The following is a 24,292-nucleotide window of genomic DNA, read 5'->3' as shown; positions in this document are numbered from 1 at the left end:
ACGGTGGGACAGCATCGGCGCGGCACCGGGGACCCGGCGATGCGTTACGACCCCGACGGGTCGGTCTGGCGGGCGTCGCACACCCCCGACGGTCCGGGGACGCTGCGCCTGCGGGCACATGCCGGCGAAGTCGACGCCCAGGCGTGGGGCTCCGGCGGCGCGTGGTTGATCGAGCAATTCCCCGATCTGCTCGGCGCCGCCGACGACCCGGACGCGCTGATCACCGACGACCCCGTCGTGCAGCGCCTCCAACGACAGGCCCACGGCATGCGTCTGGGTCGGACCGACCGGGTGTGGGAGGCACTGGTTCCCGCGGTGCTGGAGCAGAAGGTCGTGGGCACCGAGGCGTGGCGCGCGTGGCGCTATCTGCTGCGCACACACGGCGAGCCGGCACCCGGACCTGACACCGGCCTGCGCGTACCGCCGCGTCGCGAGGATTGGGCTGCGATCCCATCGTGGGATTGGCACCGCAGCGGTGCCGAACCAGTCCGGATGCGGACGATTACCCGGGCAGCCGCGATGGACGTCGAGCGGGGCGCCGACCACCTCACGTCGCTGCGCGGCATCGGTCCCTGGACCGCGGCCGAGGTGCGGCGACGGGCGCTGGGCGACCCCGACGCCGTTCCCGTCGGCGACTATCACCTGCCAAAAGTCGTCGGCCACACGCTGATCGGCGAACCGGTCGACGACGCCGGAATGCTGGAGTTGCTCGAACCCTTCGCCGGCCAGCGCGGCCGCGTGGTACGGCTGTGCGAGCTCTACGGCTCACGCCCGGCGCGGCGCGGCCCACGCATGTCAGTGCGGGACTACCGGGCGTTCTGAACCAGGACGATCACTCGCCCGACTTCACCTCGTACTCGAGCGACGAACCGTTGACCGCGGTGACCACCACAGTGAGCATCAGAGTGTCCGCTCCACTGACCAGCTTGCACGTGACCGATGCCCCGACCGTCGCCGACAAGTCGGGACACGTCACCGAGTCCAGCTTCGGGCCGCCTCTCTCGGCCCACAACCGTGAAATCGACTTAGCCAACGGCGTGCCGTCGACCGTGTTGGTAGCCGAGTCGATTCGAAGTGCACCCTGCTCGCCGTCGACTGCCTCAGGATCGACCGGGGAAGCTTCCGCCGACGGCGAGGCCGGCGCCGTCGAGGTTGTCGTCTGGGATTCCACCGGTGCCGACGTCATCGGGGCCGATCCACTCGAGGTCGTACCGGATTTGTCCGATCCATCGGTCGAACACCCCGCCAGCGCGATGATCGACGCGAGCGCCAGGGCACCGACAGTGGTTTGAATTTTCATGGGATGGCTCCTCGCAACGTGGGTCAGGCGAAACTACCCCAACCTCTCTGCCCCGGTCCCGGAACGACAGATCGCGCTGCCCGGCTACGTGCCGCCGCTATGCACCGCGCGGCGCGACAACCCCGTGGTCGAAGGCGAAGACCACCGCTGCGGCCCGGTCGCGCACGCCGAGCGCGCGGAAGATCTTCCCGACGTGGCTCTTCACCGTCACCACCGAGATGACGAGTTCGGCGGCAATCTCATCGTTGGTCAGGCCGCGCCCGATCAGCTCCAGTACCGTCCGCTCGCGGGCGGTGAGCCGATCCAGCGCGGCCGCGCCATCGCGGCTCGGCGGAGGGCTCGAGGACCGGTAGGCGTCGAGCACGCGTCCGGTGACAGCCGGATCGAGGACCGCCTCACCGGCCGCCACGAGCCGCACCGCGCGGATCAACTCCTCGGCGGGCGAATCCTTCAACACGAAACCCGCGGCCCCGGCCCGCAGTGCCTCCGACAGCAACTCCTCGTCGCGGAAAGTGGTGAGGACAAGCACCGGCGGGCCCACCGCGTCGGCAGTGTCGGCGGACCGCAGCACCCTCGTCGCCGCCATGCCGCTGACCCGTTTCATCCGCAAGTCCATCACCACGACGTCGGGGGCCGACGAGGAGACGGCGGCGGGCACCTCATCGCCGTCGCCGCACTCGGCCACGATCTCGAACCCGTCGCGCCGACGCAGAATCCGCCGCAGTCCCGATCGAACCAGCTCCTGATCGTCGACGAGGAGGACGCGGATCGGCTCACCGTCCACTGAGCGCCTCATCGATCACGCACCGGCTCGACGTCGCCGGAGCTGCACCGAATCGCGCGTCGACCAGCCAACGGCCGTCGTCGGCACGGGCGCGCAGCGATCCGCCGAGGTTCTCCACGCGCGAGGCCATGCCGACCAGTCCGAGCCCCGGTGTTGTCGACCGCGTCGGCACGACGACGAGATTGGTGACCCGTACGCGATACCCGTCGTCACCCGGCCCGACGTCGACGGTGATCGGCGCGCCGGGCGCGTGTTTGCTCGCATTGGTCAGCGACTCCTGGACCACTCGGTACACGGCGAGTTCGGTGGCCTGCGACAGGGGCTCGACCGGCGGCCGGAACCGCCAGTCGACCTCGGTCCCTGCGCGCCGGAAGCCGTCGACGAGGACGTCGAGGTCATCGAGACCGGGCTGTGCGGTGTCGACGGCTGCCTCGCTGCGCAGCAGCTCGATCGCATGACGGACATCGTCCATCGCGCCACGACCCTGGGTCTCCGCGTCGCGCAGGGCCTCGAGCGCCTCGTCGACGTCGTCGGGATCGACCACGCCGTCTGCCCCGCGTCCAAACTCAAGAGCCCGCCGGGCAGCGGTCACGTTCAGCAGGACGATGCTCAGTGAATGCGCGACGACGTCGTGGACCTCCCCGGCGATCCGCGCCCGCTCGAGGACCTGTTGGCGAGCGTGCTCACGGTGCTCGACCTCCACCAAGCGCAACTGCTGCTGTAGCAGTTGCCCGGTGAACCCGCCGAATCCGACCATGAGAACAATCAGCCAGCCCTGGTCGAAGGCGCCGGCGATCACCCCGCCCACCGCGGCGAGTGCGAAGACCGTGACGTAGACGACGGCGCGGCGCAGCCCGGTCACCGCGGCGGTGATCGTGGCGCCCAGCACCAGGATCAACGGGGCGACGTCGCCGTGTACCGGGACCAGCCAGAGCAGGGCCACGGCGCCTATGTAGCTCAGCGGCACCACGGGGAGAATCGGGCGGGAGTTCCAGATCAGAATCGCGACGTGCGGAGCTAGGCCGACGCAGACCGCGCCGATCACCGCCAGCCACTGCCACCCGGACACCCCGACGACGAGGCGCTGGATGACGGCAACGGCGATGATCAGCGCCTGCCCGAGGTCGACCACCATCATGTAGTACGGCGGATAGTTGTAACCCATGGCGGCAAACTTGGCGCGGTACCGGTCGAACAGCCAACCCATCCTGCCGATCCTAGTCGGGCCTGGCCGAGGTTTCCTCCGTCCACGGGCGGATTCGACCTCCCCCCGCGGGCGGTCACGAAGATGGTTCCCCGGGCCGCTGACCTGGCGTGATCCCCGCCATAACGTGATGGTCAGGACCGGATTACCGGCCCGGGACAACCCGAACCAGGGAGCACACCATGATCTATTTGCTCATCATCGCCGTCGTCGGTGAAGCCCTGTTCTTGACCCTTCGCGACTCGCATGGCATGGACTACCGGGCGCGCGAGTTCTCTGATGCGCTGCACGACCGCGAGGTCCGCCGCGAACACGATGCCAAGTTGGCCCGCCGAGCCGTTGAAGGACGGCAGCAGCACCGCGTCGCGTAATAGGCTCAAATCGATGACCACGACAATCACGTCTGCGCGGACCGACGTCGCGCACTGGTACCTCGCCCCGCCGGGCGCCCGATCCGGGATCGGCACGCCCGACGGTGACGGGGCACCGATCGCACTCGTCGCGCCCGTCAAGCGGTGGCTCCCGCTGGGCGAATTCGCGACATCGCTGGAGTTCGTCACCCGCCAGGGCGACGTCCTGTTCGGCGACGCCGCGCGCGCCGCCGGCACACCCGGCGGAGACCTCCTGCACTACCGGTTGCGAGGCGGTCCGGGACCGGTGGTCGTGGTCCACGACCCCACCTACATCAAGGCGATCATGACCGCCGACGAGTCGATCGCCCCGTCGGCGACCCATCAGTCGCCGCTGGCCCCGATCGTTGGGAGCGAATCGGTTCTCACCTCTCTCGGTGAACGCCATCGCCAACAGCGGGCACTGCTCCTGCCCCGCTTCCACGGCAAGGCCGTCGCCAACTACCAGGCCGCTATCGACCGGGCCACCGAGCGCGGACTGACGGGTTGGCCCGTCGGAAAGCCAGTGCCCCTGGCCGACGTCGCCCAGCAGATCACGCTCGACATCATCATGTCGGCGGTGTTCGGGCTCCCCGATCCGCGTGACGTCTCCCCCGCCGAGGACGGCATGCGCACCGCGATTCTGCGGATGCTGCGGCTCTCGACCACGCCCCTGGCCACGGTGACACAGTTGGCCAACGCGCGGCGCGAGGACCCGGTCGGACTGCTCAAGCTGGGGCTCTCCTACGTCGACAAGACGGTGTACCGCGTTCTCGACGAGCGCCGGTCCAGCGGCGCCACCGGCGACGACATCCTGTCGCTGCTGTTGACCGCGACCGATACCGACGGAAATCCGTTGTCGGACACCGAGATCCGCGATGAGCTGATGACCCTCCTGCTGGCCGGCCACGAAACGACGGCCAACACGATCGCGTGGACCTTTGAGCGGTTGACCCGCACGCCGGGCGTCTACCGACTGGCCCGCCGCGCGGCGATGCGCGATGACGAGGAGTACCTCGAGGCACTGCTCAACGAGTCGATGCGGGTGCGACCGGTGGTGCCGAACGTCGCACGCCACCTGTTGGCGCCGTTCGACTTCGGCGGGACGACCGTCGGGCCCGACGTCACCGCGCTGATGAGCATCCTGCTGCTGCACCACCGCGACGACCTCTACCCGCAGCCGTTCGCCTTTGAACCGGAGCGCTTCCTCGGCGTGCGCATCAACCCGTACGAGTTGATGCCGTTCGGCGGCGGGATCCGACGCTGCCTGGGTGCCCCGCTGGCGATGGCCGAGCTGCGCACCGTCGTCGGGACGATCCTGCGCCGCGTCGAGCTGCGCACCCACGACGGTCCGCCCGAAACACCGCGCAACCGCAACGTGACGATGATCCCCGCCCGCGGCGGCATCGTCGTCGCCGATTCGATCTCCCGCTGATCGCACTAGGCTGGCCAAGTGCCACAACGACCCGACGTGATGGTGGGCCTGCTGGGGCCGGTCACCATCAACGGCCGGCCGGTCAGCGGCCTGCGTGCCAGGCGCCTCCTCGTGTCGCTGGTCCTCGCCGACGGCCGGCCGCGCTCGGCGCAGCGACTCATCGACGACGTCTGGGAGGACGATCCGCCCCGCTCTCCCGGACCGGCGCTGCAAACGCAGATCTCCCGGTTGCGCCCGCTGTTGAGCGAAGCCACGATCGACGGGGTCGGCACCGCTTACCGCCTTACCGGAGTCCACACCGACATCGCCGTTGCGCAACGACTCGGCTCCGAAGGCACGCCGACGAGCATCGCCGACGCAATCGCGCTGTGGCGCGGCGAACCCGGTGACGACCTCGGCGCGGGATCCCCGTTGGCCACCGACGTGGCTCGGCGTGCCAACGCGGTGCGGCGACAACTCGACGATGCACACGCCGCCCACGCCTTGGCCACCGGCGACTTCGCAACCGCCCGCGATCTCGCCCAGGTACGGTGCGCGACCGATCCGCTCGACGAGTCCGCCCACGTCCTGCTGATGCGCGCCTTGACCGGCGAGGGGCGCCGCGCCGATGCGCTGGCCGTCTTCGCACGGTTGCGCCGACGTCTGGCGTCCGACCTCGGCGTCGCGCCCGGCGGAGAGGCGACCGCGGTCAACGCCGAACTACTCCTCGAGGATGCGCCCACCCCCAACGACACTGCGCGGCGGTCGTCACCGAAGACGGTCGGCCTCCGCGCCGACCCGACACCACTCATCGGCCGCGAGGACGACTTGGCCGCCATCGCTTCGGGCGTCGAGGCCCACCGTCTGGTCACGATTCTCGGACCGGGAGGCGTCGGTAAGACCCGGGTCGCCAACGCCGTCGGGAACGTCCTTGCCCAGCGGGGTCTCCCGGTGTTCTTCGTACCGCTCGCTTCGGTGCGCGACAACGACGACGTCGTGGCCGCGCTGGCCCAAGCACTGGAGGTCGGTGAAGCCGACCTCAACGCCGCGGGCCGTCCCCGCCTGACCGTCGGCGACCTCGCCGATCGCCTGGCCGACGCGGTGCGCGGTCGCGAGTCGGTGTTGATCCTGGACAACTGCGAGCAGGTGATCGACGCGTGCGCCCGGATCGTCGACAACCTGATCGCTGCCGAGCCGCGCTTGCGGGTGATCACCACCAGCCGCGCACCGTTGCAGATCGCCGCCGAGCAGGTCTACCCGTTGCCGGTGCTGGACTCCGACGGTGAGGCGCCGCCCGCGGTCGAGTTGTTCACCGTGCGCGCGCGGGCGGTACGGCCCGACGCCGACCTGCCCCTCGAGAAGGTCGCGCGGCTGTGCCACGACCTCGACGGGCTACCGCTGGCCATCGAGTTGGCGGCCGCGCGGATGCGGACGATGAGTATCGACGAGATCTCCGCACGCCTCGCGCAGCGGTTCGAGTTCTTGCGCTCCGCGTCGCGCACCGCGCCCGACCGCCACCGGACCCTGCGCGCGGTCATCGATTGGAGTTGGGACCTGCTCGACGACGAGGCCCGCCAGGCTCTGCGGCGGCTCTGCCGGTTTCCCGCGGGTTTCTCCTCCACCGCGGCCGCCACCGTCCTGGGGCGCTCCGGAACTGCTTGCGACGACGTGCTCGACGCACTGGCGAACCAGTCACTGTTGACGGTCGCCGAAGTCGCCGGCGTCACGCGCTACCGCATGTTGGAGATGGTCCGCGAATTCGGTGAGGAACGCCTCGTCGGTTCGGGCGAGGAGGCCGGGGTCGACGCGGCGATGGCCGCGTGGGCTAGGGGGTTTGCGATCCAGCTGCGCCGCGACTATGAGACGAACGCAGATCGCACCATCGTCGCGTCGATCAGCGTCGAGGTGGAAAACCTGGTGTGGGTGTTGCGCCGGGCCATCGGCCGTGGTGACGCACCGACGATTATCACCGTCTTCCCAGCGGTCGCCGCATTCTGGTCGATGCGCGGCCTCCATGCCGAAGTGTTGGCCTGGTCGCCCCGCATTCTCGCCGCGTTGCCCCGTGTATCCGACGGGATCGATGGCACATCCCTCGACGACGATACCCGTGAGCTCTGGCAGGCGACGCTGCTGATCTGCGCCGTGCACCAGTACATCAATCCCGATCTGCGGGAACTTGCGCGTGCCCGTGCCGATTTGCGGGCTCTGCGCCGACCCAACCTCGCCGACGACCTGCCCATGGAGTTCGGAAGTTCGCTGCTGCTGGCGCCGGCGGCGCGCGTCGGCGTGCGTCGGGCGTTGGCTGGCACCCGGTCGTCGAACCCGGAGATCGCCCGCGCCTCACTGACGATGAGGGCGAACCTGAGGGAGAACGCGGGCAACTTCCACGGCGCACTTGCCGACGCCACGGCGGTCCGCGACCGGACCAGCCCGGGAGACCTGTGGGCGTCATCGGCGATCAACATCACCACCGGCAGCATCCACGGTCAGCTCGGCGAATGGGAGCTCGCGGTCGAGCACTACCGGAGCGGGATCGAGACCCTGCAGGCCATCGGCGCAGACGAGGACGAACTGCAAGCGCGCAGCTACCTGCTGATCACCCTCGTCGCACTCGGGCGCCTCGACGAAGCCGATGAGCAATTCGCGATTATCGCCGGCGGGTGGACCCCGGCCGATCCTGATCCGCAGGGCAACCCGGAAGTCGTCGCCGCAACGCTGTTGTCCGCCGCGGCAATCGCCCGGGCCCGCGGCCGCGATACCGCCGACCTCTACGCCCGGGCCGGCGATCTGTTGATCCGCGAGCACCCCGGGGTCACGCGGGATCCGGGCGCGGCGATGATCCTCAGCGTCGCCACGCTGGGCCTGGTCCTGCACCGTGACTTCGACCGCGCCGCGCGGATACTGCACAACTTGGCCAGCGGCATGGTCGAGATGTTCGGCACCCGCGGATGGCACGACGCGGCACAGGCGGGGACCATGGCGCTGGCCGCCGGGATCGCACTGGCCACCCATCCCGACGCCGATGCGACGGCTCGCCGCACCGGCGGCCGCCTCATGTCGCTAGCCCGGCGGATCGGCACCCGACGCGACTTCCCGCTCGTCGACGAGGTGTTGCACAGCATCGACGACGTCGGCGCCGCCGCCGTACCGAACTGGACCGAGGAGGCCGATGGCGTCGCGTCGATGTCTCGACGCGACGCCATAGCCGAGTTCACGCGCCTACTGCGCGATGAACCGGACTACTTCGCATTGCGGATATAGGCCCCCACGGCCAACGGTGCGAACACGGCGGTGATGATTGCCGCGCCGACCAGGCTCCACACGACGTGCACGCCGACGTGGCCGTTGGTGCAGAGTTCGCGGACCGCCGTCACCAGGTGGCTGATCGGGTTCACTTTGACGAACCCCTGGAGCCAACCGGGCATCGTGTCCACCGGCACGAAGGCGTTCGACATGAACGTCAGCGGGAACATGATGAGCATCGACACGCCCTGCACCGTCGAGGCCTTACTCATCAGGCAGCCCATCAGCGCGAAGATCCACGACACGGCGAAGCTGCAGACCAACACCAGCAACGTGGATCCGATGACGCCGACCGGATCGGGCCGCCATCCCATCGCAATGCCCACGGCGAAGGTGATCAGCGTCGCCAGCAAGTAGCGCACGACGTCGGCCAGCAACGCGCCGGCGAGCGGTGAGATACGAGCGATGGGCAGTGATCGGAACCGGTCGAATACCCCCTTGTCCATGTCCTCGCGCAACTGGGTACCGGTCACCACCGAAGTGACGATGACCGTCTGCACGAGGATGCCGGGAATGATGACCGGCAGGTAGGCGTGCACGTTGCCGCTGATCGCCCCGCCGAAGATGTAGGTGAACATCACGGTGAAGATGATCGGCTGCAGCACGACGTCGAACAGCTGCTCCGGGTTGTGGCGGATCTTCAGCAGTCCGCGGTAGCCCATGGTGAATGATTGACGGATCGTCTCGGCCAGGCTGACCGAAGTCTTGGCATTGGTGCGCACGGCCGCGGTCGAGATCGACGACGCAGGCATCGCACCGGTGATTGTGGTTGTCATTAGTTGTCTCCTCAGGATTCAGGCTCGTCCGGACCAGTGGTTTCATCGGCCTCGGGACGGCCGGTCAGGGTGAAGAACACCTCGTCGAGGCTGGGCTTTTGCACCGAAATCTCCTCGATCTCGATCCCGTTCTCCCGCAGTGCGATCAGCACGTCGGGCACCAGCGACGGCCGGTGCAGGCTCGCGGTGATCCGCGCGGCCTCCGGGCTCAGTGCAGCCGGCTCGCCCAACACGGACTCCACGATGTGCGCCACCCGCGGCGCCTCGGCACGGTCGGCCGGGGTGAGCTGAAGGGTGGACAGACCGACGGACTGCTTCAGCTCGTCGGCCGTGCCGTCGGCGATCACGCGGCCGTGATCGATGACCGCGATGCGGTCGGCCAACTGGTCGGCCTCGTCGAGGTATTGCGTGGTGAGCAGCACCGTCGATCCGCCCGCGATCAGCTTGCGGATGGTCTCCCACATCTGGGCCCGGGTGCGCGGGTCGAGGCCGGTCGTCGGCTCGTCGAGGAACAGCAGCGGCGGGGTGTCGATCAGGCTGGCGGCCAGATCGAGACGGCGACGCATGCCACCGGAGAATTGCTTGAGCGGGCGGTTCGCCGCTTCGGCGAGGCCAAAGTCGTTCAGCAGTTCCTCGGTGCGGTTGCGTGCGGCGGCGCGGGACTTGCCCAGCAGTCGCGCGAACAGCATCAGGTTCTGGCTCGCCGTCAGATCCTCGTCGACCGAGGCGTACTGTCCGGTCACGCCGACCAGCGAGCGGACCGCTACGGCGTCGCGCACGACGTCGTAACCGAAGACCTTCCCCTCGCCACCGTCGGGGCGCAGCAGGGTGGCCAGCATGCTGACCGTCGTCGTCTTGCCCGCGCCGTTGGGTCCGAGCACGCCGTACACCGATCCGATGGGTACGGCCAGGTCGACGCCGTCGACCGCCAGGGTGTCGCCGAACCGTTTCACCAGACCTCGGGCGTCGATGGCCAGTTCGCCACTGGGTGGCGCAGTGTGTGCGGCGGGTGCCGCATCGATGAATGTTGTCATGGCGACGACTCTGCACGTGGGCGCTGTCGTCGCGCTTGCACCGGCTTACACGAGCTGACGCCTCGGCCTACTCGGCGAACTGCTCGGGCGTCTTGCCCGTCGCCTGGAACACGACGCGGCGCCCGACGGCGACAGCATGGTCGGCGAACCGCTCGTAGTAGCGGCCCAGCAGTGTGACGTCGACGGCAGCGGCGACGCCGTGCGGCCACTCGCGGTCCATCAACACGCTGAACAGGTGGCGGTGCAGGTCGTCCATCGCGTCGTCGTCGGCGTCGAGTTCCAACGCAGCCTGCGGGTCGAGGGTCTGGAGCACCTCGCGTGCACCGTCGGCGAGGCGGACGGCGAGCCGGCCCATCTCCGCGAAGTAGCCGCGGACCTCCTCGGGCAGTGCCGGGGCCGGATGGCGCAACCGGGCGACCTTGGCGACGTGCAGCGCGAGCGCGTACATGCGGTCGATGTCGGCGACGATCTGCAGTCCGGTGAGGACCTCGCGGAGTTCGCCGGCGACGGGAGCCTGCAGCGCGAGCAGTTTGAACGCCTTCTCCTCGGCCTCGGCCGAGTAGTGCTCCATCTGCCGACGGTCCTCGAGGAGTCGGTCGGCAACGTCGACGTCGGCCTGCAGTAGAGCTCTCGTCGCGTGTTCCATGGTGACGCCGGAGAGCTCGCACATGGCGCCGAGCGCCGCCCTCAGCTCTGCCAATTCGTCGTGATACGCGGTGCGCATGGGGTGATGCCTTCCTGGGAGTCGAGTGGGCACGGTCAGCCGAACCGACCGGAGATGTAGTCCTCGGTCTCGCGCCTGTCCGGGTTGGAGAAGATGGTCGCGGTGTCGTTGAACTCCACCAGCTGACCCGGCTGTCCCACGCCCTCGAGGTTGAAGAACGCGGTCTGGTCGCTGACCCGCGCGGCCTGCTGCATGTTGTGCGTGACGATGACGATGGTGAAGTCCTTCTTGAGCTCGGTGATCAACTCCTCGATCGCCAACGTGGAAATGGGATCGAGCGCCGAGCAGGGCTCGTCCATGAGCAGCACATCGGGTTGCACGGCGATCGCGCGGGCGATGCACAGCCGCTGCTGCTGTCCACCCGACAGTCCGCCGCCCGGCTTGTCGAGGCGGTCCTTCACCTCGTCCCACAGGTTGGCCCCGCGCAGACTTGCTTCGGCGACCTCGTCGAGCTCGCGGCCGTTGCGCTCACCCTGCAGTTTGAGGCCGGCGACGACGTTGTCGCGGATCGACATCGTCGGAAACGGGTTGGGCCGCTGGAAGACCATGCCGATGGTGGAGCGCACGCTCACCGGGTCGACCGCCTTGCCGTAGATGTCCTCCCCGTCGAGCAGCACCCGCCCGGTGGCGTAAGCGCCCGGGGTGACCTCGTGCATGCGGTTGAGGGTGCGCAGTACCGTCGACTTGCCGCAGCCGGACGGGCCGATGAAGGCGGTGACGCTGCGCGGCGGCACCTTCAACGACACGTCCTTCACGGCGAGGAACTTGCTGTAGTAGACGTTCAGGTCAGTGATATCGAGGCGCTTGGCCATGGTGAAACGAGTCCTTAGCTCTTCTGTACTAGCTCTTCTTGGGCGCGAAAACGGTCGAGACGACCCGAGCACCGACGTAGGCGATGGCAACGAGGATGACCAGCGAAAGGGCAGCGCCCCACACCCGGTCGAAGCCACTGGGCCCCTGGCCGTACTGCTGCACCATCATCAGCGGCAGCGATTCCTGGTTGCCGTCGAACGGATTCCAGTTCATGGCCTTGGTGGAGCCGACGAGGATCAGGACCGGCGCGGACTCCCCCATGACGCGGGCGATCGCCAACATCACGCCGGTCACGATGCCCGACAGGGCCGTCGGCAACACGACCCGCAGGATCGTCTTCCACTTCGGCACACCCAAGGCGTAGGACGCCTCACGCAGGTCCTGCGGCACGATCTTCAACATCTCCTCGGTGCTGCGGACCACCAGCGGCATCATCAACAGCACCAGCGCGACTGCGACGAGGAACCCCATCCGCGGTAGGCCCAGCGTCGTGCGCCACACCGCGTAGACGAACAGTGCCGCGACGATCGACGGGACGCCGGAGAGGATGTCGACCATGAACGTCGTCGCACGGGAGAGGACCGAGCGTCCGTCGGAGTACTCGACGAGGTAGACCGCGACGAGGATGCCCAGGGGCACCGAGATCACCGTCGCGAGCGCCGTCTGGACCAGGGTGCCGACGACGGCGTTGGCCGCGCCGCCATACCGCTCCGAGCGCAGCCACCAATCTGGGTCGGTGATCGGCCCGATCCCCTTGACGACCAGGGTGGCGAGCAGCCACACCAGCGGGATCATGGCGATGCCGACGGCGAGTACCACGGCTGCGCGGGCGCCGGAATTCACCATCCGGCGTCGGGCCGCCAGTTGTTTGAAGCTCGACGTCGGTGGTTGGGTGCCCGACGAGCCGCTGGGCGAGGCGGGTGTGTCGATACCAAGCGTCATGTCAGGCCTGCCTTCTGCCGACGATGCCCCGAGCGGCCGCGTTGACGAGGAACGTCAGCACGAACAGGGCCAGTCCGGCGGAGATGAACGCCCCGGTCTTGGCGGGCGAATCGAATTCGGCGGCGTTGTTCGCGATCTTCGTCGCGAAGGTCTCGCCGCTCTCCATGAGGTTGAAGTTCATCGGCCCGGTGTTGGAGATGATGAGGTAGAGCGCCATCGTCTCGCCGAGCGCGCGGCCCAGACCGAGCATCGAGCCGCTGATGTAGCCGGAGAACCCGAACGGCAGGACCGCGGTCCGCACGACCTCCCACTTGGTGGCGCCCAGCGCCAGCGCCGCCTCGCGGTGGGCGACGGGCGTCTGGACGAACACCTCCCGGGTGACGGCGGTGATGATCGGCAGGATCATCACCGCCAGCACGATCCCCGCGGTGAGCAGCGTGCCGCCGGTCGACATGTTGGTCACGTTGTCGGCCGGTTCGGCGAAGAACGGGAGGAAGCCGGCGTTGGCCACGAGCCAGTTGTTGACCGGCACCATCGCCGGGCCGAGCACCAGGATCCCCCACAGGCCGTAGACGATCGACGGCACGGCAGCGAGCAGGTCGACGAGGTAGGTCACCGGCCCGACGACCCGCTTGGACGCGTACTCGGTGAGGAAGACCGCGATCCCCAGGGCTATCGGCATGGCGATCAACAACGCGATGAGCGACACCAGCAGCGTTGCGTAGGCGAGCTTGGGGATACCGAACTTCAGGGCCCCGCCATCGACGACCCAGTCGCCGGAGTAGGTGAAGAAGTTGGCCTCATTGTCGATCAGCGAAGGTGCGGCAGTGATTACCAGAAAGGCCGCGATTAGCGCGATGACGACGGTCACCAGGATCCCCGAGCCGGTGGCGAGGCGGCGGAAGACCACATCGCCGAGGCGGCTCGCGGTCGAGCCGGCCAACGTCGATGCCCCCGACGATCCTGGTGTCGGCACCCGCGTCGAGAGTCCTCCCGACGACGACGGTGCCGTGTCGGCGTCATCGGGAACGGCGTGGCTCCCCGTCTCCGGTGTCATCTGATTCGTCGCTGCCACGATCTACTTCAGGGCGTCGATCGTCGGCGATAGCCGCGCGCGGTAGCCCGCCGGGAGCGGCACGTAGCCGATGTCGGCGAGGCCCTTCTGACCGTCGGCGAGGATCGTCGTGAACGCCTCGCGCAGCGCTGGCGCGGTCTGCGCGTCGGGGTAGCCGGCACTGCAGACGACCGAGTATGGCGTGAGGATCAGCGGGTACGCACCGGGAGCTTTCGACGAGAAGAGGACGTCGGCGTCGACGACGAGGTTCTTCGAGTCGGGCTCGGTGAAGGTGACCGCGTCCAAGGCCTTGGCTGCCGACTCCGCGGTGAGCGCGACGGGGCCCGCTCCGAAGTCGATGGCGGCCACACCGAGGTCGTTCTCGGTGGCGAAGCCCCACTCGACATAGGTGATGGATCCGGCGGTCTTCTTGACGGTGTCGCCGACGCCGGTCGACTTGGCCGCGGCCGACCCGCCCGTGCCCTTGAACTCCTTGGAGTGCTCGTACGGCCAGGCCTGCGGGGCACTGAGCTGCAGGAACTTCTGGAAATTGTCGGTGGTGCCGGAGCTGTCGCTGCGGTGGACGGGCACGATCCTCGTCGACGGCAGCGTGACGCCCGGGTTCAACGCGGCGATCTCCTTGTCGTTCCACGTGGTGATCTTCGAGTCGAAGATCTTCGCGAGGACCGTCGGCGAGAGCGTCAGCTTCTCGACACCGGGGAGGTTGTAGGCCAGCGCGACCGGCCCGGCGACGAGCGGGATGTGCCAGGCGTCGTTGCCGTTGCAGCGCGCGTTGGCCTTGGCCGCCTCGTCGTCCTTGAGCGGCGAATCGGTACCGGCGAAGTCGACGTCGCCCGCAAGGAATTTCTTGATCCCGTCGCCCGATCCGCTGCCGGTGTAGTCGAGGACCGCGCCGCCGGCCTCGGTGAGCACCTCACTGAAGTGCGCCATCGCCTTCTGCTGTGCCGTCGATCCCTCGCCGGTGATCGTCGCCGACCCCGATCCACTACATCCTGCGACCGCCAGCAGGGCGGCCATTCCGGTCACTGCCGTCGCGGCACGGACACTGTTTCGCTCGATCGTCACCATCGATCCTTCGTCGTGTTGGCCCCACTTCGGGCTCGTCAACGGCGACGGTATGGGCCGAGGGTGGCCGGTCCCCTTCGGCAAGGTGAACCCCCGGCGAACGGCGCTTGTCCGTTTCGTTCTGTAAATGAGATACATGCCTGCGCGGAATCCTGCGATCAGCATCTACGCTCAGGAGGCTCTGATCGGTATCGGCCAGACCCTCCGCAATCGTCGACGCGCGCTCGGAATCAGTGCTGTGACCACAGCTGAAGCGGCCGGAATGTCACGCGTCGCGCTGCACCGCATCGAGGCCGGATCCCCGGCGGTAACCGTCGGGGCGCTCATGAACGCCGCCGAGGCGCTGGGCTTGCAGCCCACACCGCCTCAGCGATTGCATGCGCGCACTATAAATGAATGACACTCCACGGGCAGTTCTGTGGGACAGCATCAAGCGGCTCCAGCGCTAGCGTGGACCCGTGACGTTCAGTCCCGGCGCAGCCCGAGCATCCCAGCAACGTTGCGGCCGACTGATTCGACGGCGTTGACCGGTGCGAGCGCGGTTTCGGCTATCCCGACCAGCTTCTCGACACGGGAGACGACCCCCTCGAGCCGGGCCATCAGACTCTCGAGCTGATCAGCCATGCCATCTACGCGGTCCATCGCCTGAGTGACGCGGCCCAGCGAGTAGTCGAAGGATCCAAGCGTCGTGTCCATCGACGCCATTGTCTGCCCCATGTCGGCGAGGATCTCCTGCACCTGATCGACGGTCTCGTCAGCCGTCAGCGCCGCCTGGGTCAGCTTGCGCAGCCGTTCCCGACCCGTCCGCGGCGCTTCTTTGCCGGTTTCACGATCTGCCATGAAGTGGATTATCACGCGCCGGGGCACCGCCTGTCCCCACAACACGATTACGCTAGCGACTCGTGTACGTGAAGGTGTGCGGACTGACGACCGTCGACGCGGCGCGCGTCGCCGTCGACGCGGGTGCCGACGCGATCGGCGTCGTGATGAACAAGACCTCCCCGCGTGCGATCGACGCCGCCACCGCCGCGGCGATCATCACGGCCGTCGGCGACGACGCAGACACGGTGCTCGTCGTCAACGACAAGACCGCCACCGAGGCCGCCGCGCTTGCCGGCGACCTCGGCGTCGACGTCCTCCAACTGCACGGCCGCTACTCCCCCGACGACTTCGCCACGGCACTCGTGGGCATTCCCCGCGTGTGGCGCGCGACGTCGCTGGCGCACGACCCGGACCTCACCGTCGGCGCATATGGCGAGGAGGCACTGCTCCTCGATGCCGCAGTCCCGGGCTCGGGCCGCCGTTGGGACACCGACGCCGTCGTGTCGCGCCTGGCTCCGGGCGACCGGTGGATCCTTGCCGGTGGGCTGACCCCGGACAACGTCGGCGAGGCCATCGCCGCGGCCAACCCGTGGGGTGTGGACACCTCCAGCGGTGTCGAGTCGGCGCCGGGCATCAAGGACCACGACGCGATCCGCGCCTTCATCGGTGCCGCCCGAGCGGCCGGGGCATCATGGCCGAATGAAGCTCTACGCTGACACCCCAGCCCGACGCTCGCGCCAAATATTCGGCGACCTCTGGGTCGTCGCCTGGGCGGTCTTCTCGGTGTGGCTGGCCACCATGGTCTTCGACGTGACGATGAAACTCGCCGTGCCGGGACGCAAAATGGAAAGTGCTGCGACGACGATGGGCGAGAAGCTGCGCGACGCCGGCAACAGCGTCGACAACGTGCCCATGGTCGGCGACAAGCTCGCCAAGCCGATCTCCGGTGCGGGCGGGGCCGCGGACTCGCTCGCCGATGCCGGGCGCTCGCAGGCCGAGGCTGTGCATACCTTCGCGTGGTGGCTGGCCATCGCGGTCGCGATCGTCCCCATCGTGATGGTGCTGTCGATGTACATCCCGCTGCGCATGCGGTTCATCCGCCGGGCCAGCACCCACGCGCGCCTGCGCGACACCGAGGCAGGTATCGACCTGCTCGCGCTTCGCGCCATCACCGGGCAACCCCTCACCGTGCTCGACGACATCACCGACGACCCGGCCGGCGACTGGCGCAGCGGGAACCTCCCGGTGATCCGTGCACTCGCTGCCGTCGAGCTTCGCGATATCGGGCTCAAACCGAGTGCAATCGTCACGCCGCGCCTGGCCGACGACCCCCTTTGAGGGCCTTCTTTCCCCATGTAGAGGCAGTCGTTCCCGCTGATCGGGCGCGTCCACCGGCGATAGAGTGACTGCGTGGCCCATCTCCTTTCCCGACGCGACCTCGACTTCCTCCTCTACGAATGGCTCGACATCACGTCGTTGACCGAGCGGGAGAAGTTCTCGGCACATTCACGCGAGACCTTCGACGGCGTCCTCGACCTGTCGGCCGACCTCGCCGAGAAGCTGTTCGCACCCCACAACAAGGCCGGCGACCAGAATCCGCCCTACGTCGGCGACGACGGCAAGGTCGTGCTCATCGACGACGTGAAGACCGCCACGGACGCTTACGCTGACGCCGACCTGATCGCCGCGCCCTTCCCCGAGGCTCTCGGTGGGATGGACCTGCCCTCGACGATCAGCCGCGCCTCGATGGCGTGGTTCCAGGCGGCCAACCCCGGCACCTCGTCGTACGCGCTGCTGACCACGGCCAATGCCAACCTCCTCGTCGCGCACGGTTCGCCGGAGCAGATCGACACGTGGGTGCGCCCCATGCTGGCCGGCCGGTATTCGGGCACCATGTGCCTGTCCGAACCCCAGGCCGGGTCGTCGCTGGCCGACATCACCACCAAGGCCGTCCCCGCCGGTGACGGGACCTACCGGGTCAGCGGCACCAAGATGTGGATCTCCGGCGGCGAGCACGAGCTGACCGAGAACATCGTCCACCTGGTACTTGCCAAGGCACCCGGCGGCGGCCCAGGCGTCAAAGGGATCTCGCTGTTCATCGTGCCGAAGTTCCTGCCCGACGGGACACGCAACGACGTGGCGCTGGTCGGCCTCAACCACAAGATGGGCAACCGCGGCACCACCAACACCCTGCTCAACTTCGGCGACGGCAGCCATCCCGTCCCCGGCGGATCCGGTGCCGTCGGCTACCTGGTCGGGCAGGAGCATCGCGGCCTGTTCTACATGTTCCACATGATGAATGAGGCACGGATCGGTGTCGGCTTCCTCGCGACGGCCATCGGCTACGCCGGCTATCTCGCCTCACTGGACTACGCCAAGGTCCGGACGCAGGGGCGGCCGCCCTGGTCGAAGGACGCGGCGTCGGCACCGGTCCCGATCATCGAGCACGCCGACGTGAAGCGGATGCTGCTGGCGCAGAAGTCCTACGTCGAGGGAGCGTTGGCGCTGGGGCTGTACTGTTCGCGGCTCGTCGACATCGAGGCCACCTCCGATCGCGCAGAACGCGATCAGGCGCACCTGCTGCTCGAAGTACTCACCCCGATCGCGAAGGCGTGGCCGTCGCAGTGGTGCCCGGAGGCCAACAACCTGGCCATCCAGGTGCACGGCGGATACGGCTACACCACCGAGTTCGACGTGGAGCAGTGCTACCGCGACAACCGACTCAACCCCATCCACGAGGGCACCAACGGGATCCAGGGCATCGACCTGCTAGGCCGCAAGGTGGTCATGGACGGCGGCGCCGGCCTGACGCTGTTGTACGAAACCATCGTCGCGACGATCGACCGGGCACCCTCCGACGGCGAGACCGCCGACTACGCGGCAGCGTTGCGCGCCGCCCTCGACGACCTGGTCGCCACCACCGCGACGCTGTGGGCCGACGCGAATCCCGCTGTCGCACTGACCAATTCGTCGGTGTACTTGCAGGCGGCCGGTCATATCGTGCTCGCGTGGATGTGGCTGGACCAGCTGCTGGCCGTCGGGGACAAGACCGGCGACTTCTACGACGGGAAGCGGGCGGCGGCGCGCTATTTCTTCCGGTTCGAACTGCCGACCGTCGGGCCGCAGTTGGCGCTGTGCAAGTCGTTGGACCAGACCACCGCGGAGACCGACCCGGCCTGGTTCTGATCACTGGCCCCCTCCCACTTCACCGACCGGGGCCCGGGCGGGTAGAACTGAGCGCATGAAGTCTGCGGGACGCATCGCGATGGTCGTCGACCTCGTGCTGCTCGTCGCCCTGTTCGGCTGGCGCCCCTGGGGTGCCATCCCGACGCTGATCGCCGGTACCGCGCTGTTCACCGGCGCGATGCTGGGGCTGTTGATGGCGACGGTGCCCGTCGAGGCGTCGGCGTCGATCGCCCCACGTGCCGCCATGCCCGAGGCGCCGCGCGTCCCCCAGGGCGAGGTCATCCGGCGCCAGTGGGAGCGGGCCGTCGAGCAGCACAAGAACGTGCTCAGCGCCTATGCCGCATACGAGCTGGATCCGGAGATGTTGCTGCGCTATCCGGCGATGTGGGACCTGACCGCCCCCGATGTCATCGACTTCCAGGACACCCTCGAACTGACCAACAGCGTGGCGACCGACGACTTCCCGGGCGAGAAGATCGCTCCGGAGTACATCGACGCCGTCGCGATGCTGCGCACCGCCTGGGCCAAGGCCGACCGCTACGCCCGTTCGACGGGCACGGGGAACCTTCCCGATACCGACGCCGCCGCCTGCGACAAAGCGCTCAAACTGCTGCGCCACGCCAATGGCACGCAGGGCAAGGAGCGCGCGGCCTACTTGGAGCAGGTCCTGACGACAGTCGAATCGCTCGGCGACCGCGGTGTCATCGCCCCGCCCGCGCGCATCCACGACGAGCTCTCCACGCAGGTCCGCAAGGCCATCGAGCAATAACCGCGGTCACTACACCTCGCCGATCCGCTTCCCGTCGAGGCTGTACGTGCCGCCGGGACGCTCCGACACCGGGCCGACCCTCATCCGGATCACGACACCGTCGACTCGGTGACCAGATGCCTCGCCCACTTGGAACGCGACCAGATCGGCGTCGTAGGCCGGCGACTTGGCGCGGGCCATGATGTCGTCGCGGACCTTGACCAGTGCGGCCGTGGTCACCGCGGTCAGCGGAAACCCCGAGGCGGGATAAGACCGTTCGAACCGTCGGACCACCGGGAACTGACCCGGAACGACGACGATGTCGCTGATCGGCCCACCGCCGAAGCGGATCGCGATGCCACCGGAGTTCTGGATCGACGACGCCGAGAGCGGCGCCACCCCGTCGCCGAATGCACGGAAGTCGAGTCGGCCGACGATCGGCGCACCCGGGTCGAGTCCGCTCTCCACCATTACGCGCTGTGCCACCGGCATCACCGTCTCGACCGAACCGGCACCCACGGTGTCTGGGAGGTGCCCGTTCTCGTCGACCTGGATGTCCTGTCCGGAGAACGAGAAGGTGGCGAGCAGCTTCTCATCCGGGTGGCGCCGCGCAATGGTGATGCCGTCTGACGCGTAGGCGTGGGTCATGTCGACCTTGAGCTTCTTCGCCACCGCCAGGGCGTCCGCGCCGGCCTTCTGCAGGTTCAGCCCGGCCACCTGTGCACGCGCAAAGGTCCGACGATCGGAAGCACGGCGGCGATTCGCGTCGTACCACTTGCCGGAGGAGTAGTTCGACGACACGTCGTCGCCGTTGCTCGGATCGAAGACGCCGAGCGAGACGGAGTTCTCCCGAATCGACATCCGCAAAACGGTGGCCGACCCGTTGGTCACGATCTTGTCGGCATGGTCGAATGCCGCGCGCATGAGTTCGTCGGAATTGCGCAGCTCGTTGCCACTCGAATCCAGTCGGGGGCCCGGCTTGAATCCGGCATCGCCGACGCCGGGTGCGATCGTCGCATCCATCGCCTCGAAGAAAACGACGGCGGGAATGCCGAGACCGACTGCGAGGATCGGCACAGCGACCAATGCCGCGAGAGTCTCCGAACGGTGGTCCTTGCGCAGCGACAACAGGCACGCGAACACGATGACGACGGCCACCACGATGGCCAGGATCCGAACCGCCGGATTGCCCGACACGGCCGCGACGATGATCCCGGCGGCGCCCACCACGCCAGCGATGACCACGCGGATGACGGGATCGCTGTTCATGCTCAAAGAGTAGCGACCGAGCGGACGCTCGGCGTCGTAGAGTGAGCCTCGTAAACCTCCTCTCCCGAAAGGCGACGCATGACCATCACCGATTTGTTCTCTGTTGAAGACAAGGTCGTCATCGTCACCGGCGCCTCGTCAGGATTGGGCGTCGCGTTCGCCACCGCTTTCGCCGAGGCGGGCGCCGACGTGGTTCTCGCCGCCCGCCGCGTCGACCGGCTCGCGCAGACGGCCGAAGCGATCGCGCCGACCGGGCGCGCCACGCTCGCCGTCGCGTGTGACGTCGCCGACCCGGCCGCATGTCAGAACGTCGTCGACGAGGCGATGGCGAAGTTCGGCCGCGTAGACGTGCTGATCAACAACGCCGGTATCGGGACCGCCGTTCCGGCCACCCACGAAACTCCCGAACAGTTCCGGCAGGTCATCGACATCAACCTCAACGGCTCGTACTGGATGGCGCAGGCGTGCGGTCGCGTGATGAAGCCGGGCAGTGCGGTCATCAACATCGCGTCGATCCTCGGGATCACGACGGCTTTCCTCCCCCAGGCCGCGTACTCGGCCAGCAAGGCCGGCATCATCGGCATGACCCGCGACCTCGCGCAGCAGTGGACCGGCCGCAAGGGCATCCGCGTCAATGCGCTCGCGCCCGGGTTCTTCAAGTCAGAGATGACCGACGAGTACCCGGAGGGGTACCTCGACTCGCAGGCCCACCGGATGATCGTCGGGCGAACGGGCGATCCGGCCGAGCTGGCCGCGACCGCGATCTGGTTGGCATCGGCCGCCGCCGGATACGTCACCGGGCAAACGATCGCCGTCGACGGCGGTCTGACCGTCACATAGGCCGGCCGAACCTCCGCGTTAGCTGAGGACCCGTCCGAGTGCGCCACAGGGCCGCTCGCGCGGGGCTACAGTCGTGGTGTGGTGGCAGATCAACCGATTCGCCCCCGTTCTTAGGAGGAGTTCGATGAAGCGACGACTCTCGATCGCATTCGTCACGACGGCCGCCGGTTTGACCCTCGGCACGCTGGCCGTCGCCCCGGCATTGGCAGCGACACCCCAGAAGCCGGCCGACGCGCAGACCACCGGGTTCTACTTCTGCATCCGCGGACCCAGCATTGGATCGCTCAGCACCGGTTGGTGCATCTGAGTAGCTTTTCCGGGCTGACGCGGCGCGAACTGTTCGCCGCCGCGTCAGCCGTCGGCAGCGCCGCGGCATTGACGTCGCTCGCCGGCCCAGTGATCGAGGAGGCGTACGCAGCCGATCCGGCAGGGACCGGATCGCTGTCCGACATCGATCACTTCGTGTTCTTCATGCAGGAGAACCGTTCCTTCGACCACTACTTCGGCACCATGTCGGGGGTTCGAGGCTTCGGCGAACCGTCGTCGGCGTGGAAACAGTACGGCTGGGCACCCGGCGTGGGGCCCACCCGCCACGGTTACACAATGCCGTTCCGCCTCGATACGACGCGGGGGCCGACGCTCGACGGTGAGTGCATCAACGACCCCGACCATTCGTGGGCGGGGATGCACCATGCGTGGAACGGCGGCCGCAACGACGGCTGGCTGCCGATGTCGATCAGTTCGGTCGGTGCGGCGAACGCCCCCGCGCTGATGGGCTACTACGAGCAGGCAGACATCCCCGTCCACCGGGCGCTCGCCGACGCGTTCACCGTGTGCGACAACTACCACTGCTCGGTGCTGGGCCCGACCAGCCCCAACCGGCTGTACTGGATCAGTGCGCACCTCGATCCGTCGGGAGTCCGCGGCGGCCCGAACCTGCACACCCCGACGATCCTGCCCCGCCACGTCTATTCGTGGCGCACGATGCCGGAGAACCTCACCGAGGCGGGCGTCTCGTGGAAGGTGTACAACAACCGCGACGCCGGACCGATCTCCACGGCGCTGCTCGACGGGATGATCGGCTGCTTCAAGCAGTCGCAGGATCCGGACTCGCAGCTCGCCCGGCGCGGCATGGCGCCGACCTATCCGCAGGATCTGGCCGCCGATGTGCGCGCCGGTCGGCTGCCGAGTGTGTCGTGGGTGATCCCGCCACTGGTGCAATGCGAACACCCGGCACTGCCCGCTGCATTCGGCGCTGCAGGCCTGATCGACCTGCTCCGCATCTTGACGTCGAATCGGGCGGTCTGGGAACGCACAGCCCTCATCGTCAGCTACGACGAGAACGGCGGCTTCTTCGACCACGTCGTGCCGCCGACCCCGCCGCCGGGTACCCCGGGCGAATACGTGGACGCGCCGCATCTGTCGAAGGTCAAAGAGGCGAAGGGCATTCGTGGGCCCATCGGCCTGGGATACCGGGTTCCGGGGTTGGTGATCTCGCCGTACAGCCGCGGCGGCCTTGTCGCGTCGGAGGTCTTCGACCACACCTCGCAGTTGCAACTCATCGAGCGACGCTTCGGCGTGGAGGTACCGAACCTGACTGCTTGGCGGCGTGCGACGACGGGTGACATGACATCGACCTTCGACTTTGCCCGACGGCCGCGGGCGGGCTGGCCGAAACTGCCCGATCCGCGCCCCAAGATGGAGGCGGCGATCGCCCAGTGCGGGCCCAACATGGCGTTGGGCACCGTAGAGATGGGCGCCCCGTTCCCGGTGCCGCCGAATCGGATGCCCGGCCAGGCACCAGGTACCCGCCGCGCACCCAGCGGCTAACGGTCAGCCCAGGGAGAACGGCCGGCCATAGAAGTTGAACGACTCCTGCGCGAACTCCGTCTCGACGATAACGAGCAGCCACGAACGCGCCTGCGCATATCCGGCACAACCCCGCAGGCCGATCTGCGAGTTCACGTAGCTCGCGCGAACCGACTTCTCGCCGGCGGAGATGAGACCCCGCTGATGGCTATCGGCACCGAAGAGGTCGGGCATCTCCTCGTCGTAGACGAAGAACCGGGCCACCTCGCCCGGGCCCAGCGACAGCGTGTTGCGGGCGCCACCGTAGAGGTCATAGTCGTCGATGGTCCCGTCGCTCAGTCGAAGCGAACCGTCACGGCCGCCCACGCGGCCGCCACCGAGGTTGACCTGGCACCCCACGAGATAGCCCGGCCGCACCAGGAGATAGCGGGTCGGCTTGGAGATGTCCACCCGGTATTTGGCCGATACCCAGGCGTTGCGGTGCAGCGGCGTGCCGCCCATCGACGGGTTGATCGTGGCCCGCTCGCCGGTGCGCGAAATGGTGACGACGGTGCCGTCGCCCATTTTCATGGTCTGCTTCTGCGGCGGCAGGACCACGTTCACATCAGCCGACGCGGTCGGCGCCAACACTGTGGATACGACGACGAGGACAGCGGCAACCAAGCTCGAAAACGCGGAGCCCGTCACCGAGCCCGCGCCTATCCGGTATCGCTTCCCCACCCCGTCAGGGTAAGCCTGATGCCCGGCACACCGACGATCGGCTCCCCGGCTGCCCGATATGCGAGAGTCCCCGTA

The 24,292-nt window shown here is 68.1% G+C and carries 25 protein-coding genes; 12 read left to right on the top strand and 13 right to left on the bottom strand.

Annotated features, from left to right (window positions below; genetic code table 11):
• Positions 1–3: 3 nt before the first annotated feature.
• Positions 4–822 (top strand): DNA-3-methyladenine glycosylase family protein, encoded by an 819-nt coding sequence (locus B4L26_RS05045; RefSeq protein WP_290716582.1) that lies wholly within the window; start codon positions 4–6, stop codon positions 820–822.
• 10 nt (positions 823–832) lie between these two features.
• Here B4L26_RS05045 and B4L26_RS05040 read toward each other — a convergent pair whose 3' ends face one another.
• From B4L26_RS05040 to B4L26_RS05030, 3 genes are all read right to left on the bottom strand, one after another.
• Positions 833–1,300, bottom strand: a complete 468-nt coding sequence (locus B4L26_RS05040) for a DUF4333 domain-containing protein (RefSeq protein ID WP_290716579.1) — start codon at positions 1,298–1,300, stop codon at positions 833–835.
• A gap of 97 nt (positions 1,301–1,397) precedes the next feature.
• Positions 1,398–2,084 (bottom strand): response regulator, encoded by a 687-nt coding sequence (locus B4L26_RS05035; protein WP_290716577.1) that lies wholly within the window; start codon positions 2,082–2,084, stop codon positions 1,398–1,400.
• Positions 2,074–3,291 (bottom strand): sensor histidine kinase, encoded by a 1,218-nt coding sequence (locus B4L26_RS05030; protein WP_290716575.1) that lies wholly within the window; start codon positions 3,289–3,291, stop codon positions 2,074–2,076. Before B4L26_RS05030 ends, B4L26_RS05035 begins: the two co-directional genes overlap by 11 nt.
• Positions 3,292–3,470: 179 nt before the next feature.
• On the opposite strand from B4L26_RS05030, the gene B4L26_RS05025 reads away from it, so the two are divergent.
• The 3 genes from B4L26_RS05025 to B4L26_RS05015 are packed head-to-tail and all read left to right on the top strand — an operon-like array spanning position 3,471 to position 8,352.
• A complete protein-coding gene (locus tag B4L26_RS05025) occupies positions 3,471–3,659 on the top strand; it encodes a hypothetical protein (protein WP_290716573.1) in 189 nt (62 codons plus the stop codon).
• 13 nt (positions 3,660–3,672) lie between these two features.
• Positions 3,673–5,112, top strand: coding sequence for a cytochrome P450 (locus B4L26_RS05020; RefSeq protein ID WP_290716571.1), 1,440 nt, complete (start codon positions 3,673–3,675; stop codon positions 5,110–5,112).
• A gap of 18 nt (positions 5,113–5,130) precedes the next feature.
• Positions 5,131–8,352 carry a BTAD domain-containing putative transcriptional regulator gene (locus B4L26_RS05015; protein ID WP_290716569.1) on the top strand — a complete coding sequence of 1,074 codons (3,222 nt, stop codon included), beginning with the start codon at positions 5,131–5,133 and terminating at the stop codon, positions 8,350–8,352.
• On the opposite strand, the gene B4L26_RS05010 is transcribed toward B4L26_RS05015, so the two are convergent.
• From B4L26_RS05010 to pstS, 7 genes are all read right to left on the bottom strand, one after another.
• Positions 8,331–9,170, bottom strand: a complete 840-nt coding sequence (locus B4L26_RS05010; RefSeq protein ID WP_290716567.1) for an ABC transporter permease — start codon at positions 9,168–9,170, stop codon at positions 8,331–8,333. The two genes, B4L26_RS05015 and B4L26_RS05010, sit on opposite strands and share 22 nt — an antisense overlap.
• 11 nt (positions 9,171–9,181) lie before the next feature.
• The gene (locus B4L26_RS05005) at positions 9,182–10,204 is read right to left on the bottom strand and encodes an ATP-binding cassette domain-containing protein (protein WP_290716565.1); all 1,023 of its coding nucleotides are present in this window, start codon (positions 10,202–10,204) and stop codon (positions 9,182–9,184) included.
• A 67-nt stretch (positions 10,205–10,271) separates the two neighbouring features.
• Positions 10,272–10,928: a phosphate signaling complex protein PhoU gene (gene phoU / locus B4L26_RS05000; protein WP_290716563.1), complete on the bottom strand. Its 657-nt coding sequence runs from the start codon at positions 10,926–10,928 to the stop codon at positions 10,272–10,274.
• Positions 10,929–10,963: 35 nt separating this feature from the next.
• The gene (gene pstB, locus B4L26_RS04995; RefSeq protein WP_290716561.1) at positions 10,964–11,740 is read right to left on the bottom strand and encodes a phosphate ABC transporter ATP-binding protein PstB; all 777 of its coding nucleotides are present in this window, start codon (positions 11,738–11,740) and stop codon (positions 10,964–10,966) included.
• Positions 11,741–11,768: 28 nt separating this feature from the next.
• Positions 11,769–12,683, bottom strand: coding sequence for a phosphate ABC transporter permease PstA (pstA, locus tag B4L26_RS04990; protein ID WP_409563486.1), 915 nt, complete (start codon positions 12,681–12,683; stop codon positions 11,769–11,771).
• A 1-nt stretch (position 12,684) separates the two neighbouring features.
• Positions 12,685–13,740: a phosphate ABC transporter permease subunit PstC gene (gene pstC, locus B4L26_RS04985; RefSeq protein ID WP_409563544.1), complete on the bottom strand. Its 1,056-nt coding sequence runs from the start codon at positions 13,738–13,740 to the stop codon at positions 12,685–12,687.
• A 21-nt stretch (positions 13,741–13,761) separates the two neighbouring features.
• A complete protein-coding gene (gene pstS, locus B4L26_RS04980) occupies positions 13,762–14,823 on the bottom strand; it encodes a phosphate ABC transporter substrate-binding protein PstS (RefSeq protein WP_409563487.1) in 1,062 nt (353 codons plus the stop codon).
• A gap of 127 nt (positions 14,824–14,950) precedes the next feature.
• Here pstS and B4L26_RS04975 point away from each other — a divergent pair, with 127 nt between their 5' ends.
• Complete coding sequence (locus B4L26_RS04975) at positions 14,951–15,223, top strand: helix-turn-helix domain-containing protein (protein WP_349680475.1); 273 nt, start codon at positions 14,951–14,953, stop codon at positions 15,221–15,223.
• Positions 15,224–15,288: 65 nt separating this feature from the next.
• Here B4L26_RS04975 and B4L26_RS04970 read toward each other — a convergent pair whose 3' ends face one another.
• Positions 15,289–15,663 carry a hypothetical protein gene (locus B4L26_RS04970; protein ID WP_290716553.1) on the bottom strand — a complete coding sequence of 125 codons (375 nt, stop codon included), beginning with the start codon at positions 15,661–15,663 and terminating at the stop codon, positions 15,289–15,291.
• Positions 15,664–15,725: 62 nt separating this feature from the next.
• Between B4L26_RS04970 and B4L26_RS04965 the strand changes: the two genes are divergently transcribed.
• The 4 genes from B4L26_RS04965 (at position 15,726) to B4L26_RS04950 (ending at position 19,600) form a co-directional block, all read left to right on the top strand.
• The gene (locus B4L26_RS04965) at positions 15,726–16,361 is read left to right on the top strand and encodes a phosphoribosylanthranilate isomerase (RefSeq protein WP_290716551.1); all 636 of its coding nucleotides are present in this window, start codon (positions 15,726–15,728) and stop codon (positions 16,359–16,361) included.
• Positions 16,345–16,983, top strand: a complete 639-nt coding sequence (locus B4L26_RS04960) for a hypothetical protein (protein ID WP_290716549.1) — start codon at positions 16,345–16,347, stop codon at positions 16,981–16,983. The genes B4L26_RS04965 and B4L26_RS04960 overlap by 17 nt, the downstream gene beginning before the upstream one ends.
• Before the next feature lie 72 nt (positions 16,984–17,055).
• On the top strand, positions 17,056–18,831 hold the full coding sequence (locus B4L26_RS04955) for an acyl-CoA dehydrogenase (protein ID WP_290716547.1): 1,776 nt from the start codon (positions 17,056–17,058) through the stop codon (positions 18,829–18,831).
• Positions 18,832–18,886: 55 nt separating this feature from the next.
• Positions 18,887–19,600 (top strand): hypothetical protein, encoded by a 714-nt coding sequence (locus tag B4L26_RS04950; RefSeq protein WP_290716545.1) that lies wholly within the window; start codon positions 18,887–18,889, stop codon positions 19,598–19,600.
• Positions 19,601–19,609: 9 nt separating this feature from the next.
• On the opposite strand, the gene B4L26_RS04945 is transcribed toward B4L26_RS04950, so the two are convergent.
• Positions 19,610–20,848, bottom strand: coding sequence for a hypothetical protein (locus B4L26_RS04945; RefSeq protein ID WP_290716542.1), 1,239 nt, complete (start codon positions 20,846–20,848; stop codon positions 19,610–19,612).
• A 78-nt stretch (positions 20,849–20,926) separates the two neighbouring features.
• Here B4L26_RS04945 and B4L26_RS04940 point away from each other — a divergent pair, with 78 nt between their 5' ends.
• From B4L26_RS04940 to B4L26_RS04930, 3 genes are all read left to right on the top strand, one after another.
• The gene (locus tag B4L26_RS04940) at positions 20,927–21,688 is read left to right on the top strand and encodes an SDR family NAD(P)-dependent oxidoreductase (RefSeq protein WP_290716540.1); all 762 of its coding nucleotides are present in this window, start codon (positions 20,927–20,929) and stop codon (positions 21,686–21,688) included.
• A gap of 124 nt (positions 21,689–21,812) precedes the next feature.
• Entirely contained in the window at positions 21,813–21,995 is a 183-nt protein-coding gene (locus tag B4L26_RS04935; RefSeq protein WP_290716537.1) for a hypothetical protein, read from the top strand.
• Entirely contained in the window at positions 21,986–23,518 is a 1,533-nt protein-coding gene (locus B4L26_RS04930) for a phospholipase C (RefSeq protein ID WP_290716535.1), read from the top strand. Before B4L26_RS04935 ends, B4L26_RS04930 begins: the two co-directional genes overlap by 10 nt.
• 3 nt (positions 23,519–23,521) lie before the next feature.
• Here the strand turns inward: B4L26_RS04930 and B4L26_RS04925 are convergent, their stop codons facing one another.
• Positions 23,522–24,217 (bottom strand): MspA family porin, encoded by a 696-nt coding sequence (locus tag B4L26_RS04925; RefSeq protein ID WP_290716531.1) that lies wholly within the window; start codon positions 24,215–24,217, stop codon positions 23,522–23,524.
• Between the last annotated feature and the right edge of the window lie 75 nt (positions 24,218–24,292).

It is taken from the genome of Gordonia sp. UBA7599 (assembly GCA_002477755.1).
Classification (GTDB): domain Bacteria; phylum Actinomycetota; class Actinomycetes; order Mycobacteriales; family Mycobacteriaceae; genus Gordonia.
The sequence above is the reverse complement of the archived record's forward strand: the minus strand, read 5'-3'. Positions and strand labels throughout refer to the sequence as shown.

Coding starts and splice junctions, on each gene's coding strand:
- B4L26_RS05005 (WP_290716565.1), bottom strand. CDS start 10,204: ATGACAACATTCATCGATGCGGCACCCGCCGCACACACTGCGCCACCC.
- B4L26_RS05020 (WP_290716571.1), top strand. CDS start 3,673: ATGACCACGACAATCACGTCTGCGCGGACCGACGTCGCGCACTGGTAC.
- B4L26_RS04935 (WP_290716537.1), top strand. CDS start 21,813: ATGAAGCGACGACTCTCGATCGCATTCGTCACGACGGCCGCCGGTTTG.
- phoU (WP_290716563.1), bottom strand. CDS start 10,928: ATGCGCACCGCGTATCACGACGAATTGGCAGAGCTGAGGGCGGCGCTC.
- B4L26_RS04975 (WP_349680475.1), top strand. CDS start 14,951: ATGAGATACATGCCTGCGCGGAATCCTGCGATCAGCATCTACGCTCAG.
- B4L26_RS04940 (WP_290716540.1), top strand. CDS start 20,927: ATGACCATCACCGATTTGTTCTCTGTTGAAGACAAGGTCGTCATCGTC.
- pstB (WP_290716561.1), bottom strand. CDS start 11,740: ATGGCCAAGCGCCTCGATATCACTGACCTGAACGTCTACTACAGCAAG.
- B4L26_RS04970 (WP_290716553.1), bottom strand. CDS start 15,663: ATGGCAGATCGTGAAACCGGCAAAGAAGCGCCGCGGACGGGTCGGGAA.
- B4L26_RS04950 (WP_290716545.1), top strand. CDS start 18,887: ATGAAGTCTGCGGGACGCATCGCGATGGTCGTCGACCTCGTGCTGCTC.
- pstC (WP_409563544.1), bottom strand. CDS start 13,740: ATGACACCGGAGACGGGGAGCCACGCCGTTCCCGATGACGCCGACACG.
- B4L26_RS05040 (WP_290716579.1), bottom strand. CDS start 1,300: ATGAAAATTCAAACCACTGTCGGTGCCCTGGCGCTCGCGTCGATCATC.
- B4L26_RS04960 (WP_290716549.1), top strand. CDS start 16,345: ATGAAGCTCTACGCTGACACCCCAGCCCGACGCTCGCGCCAAATATTC.
- pstA (WP_409563486.1), bottom strand. CDS start 12,683: ATGACGCTTGGTATCGACACACCCGCCTCGCCCAGCGGCTCGTCGGGC.
- B4L26_RS05025 (WP_290716573.1), top strand. CDS start 3,471: ATGATCTATTTGCTCATCATCGCCGTCGTCGGTGAAGCCCTGTTCTTG.
- B4L26_RS05010 (WP_290716567.1), bottom strand. CDS start 9,170: ATGACAACCACAATCACCGGTGCGATGCCTGCGTCGTCGATCTCGACC.
- B4L26_RS04945 (WP_290716542.1), bottom strand. CDS start 20,848: ATGAACAGCGATCCCGTCATCCGCGTGGTCATCGCTGGCGTGGTGGGC.
- B4L26_RS05030 (WP_290716575.1), bottom strand. CDS start 3,291: ATGGGTTGGCTGTTCGACCGGTACCGCGCCAAGTTTGCCGCCATGGGT.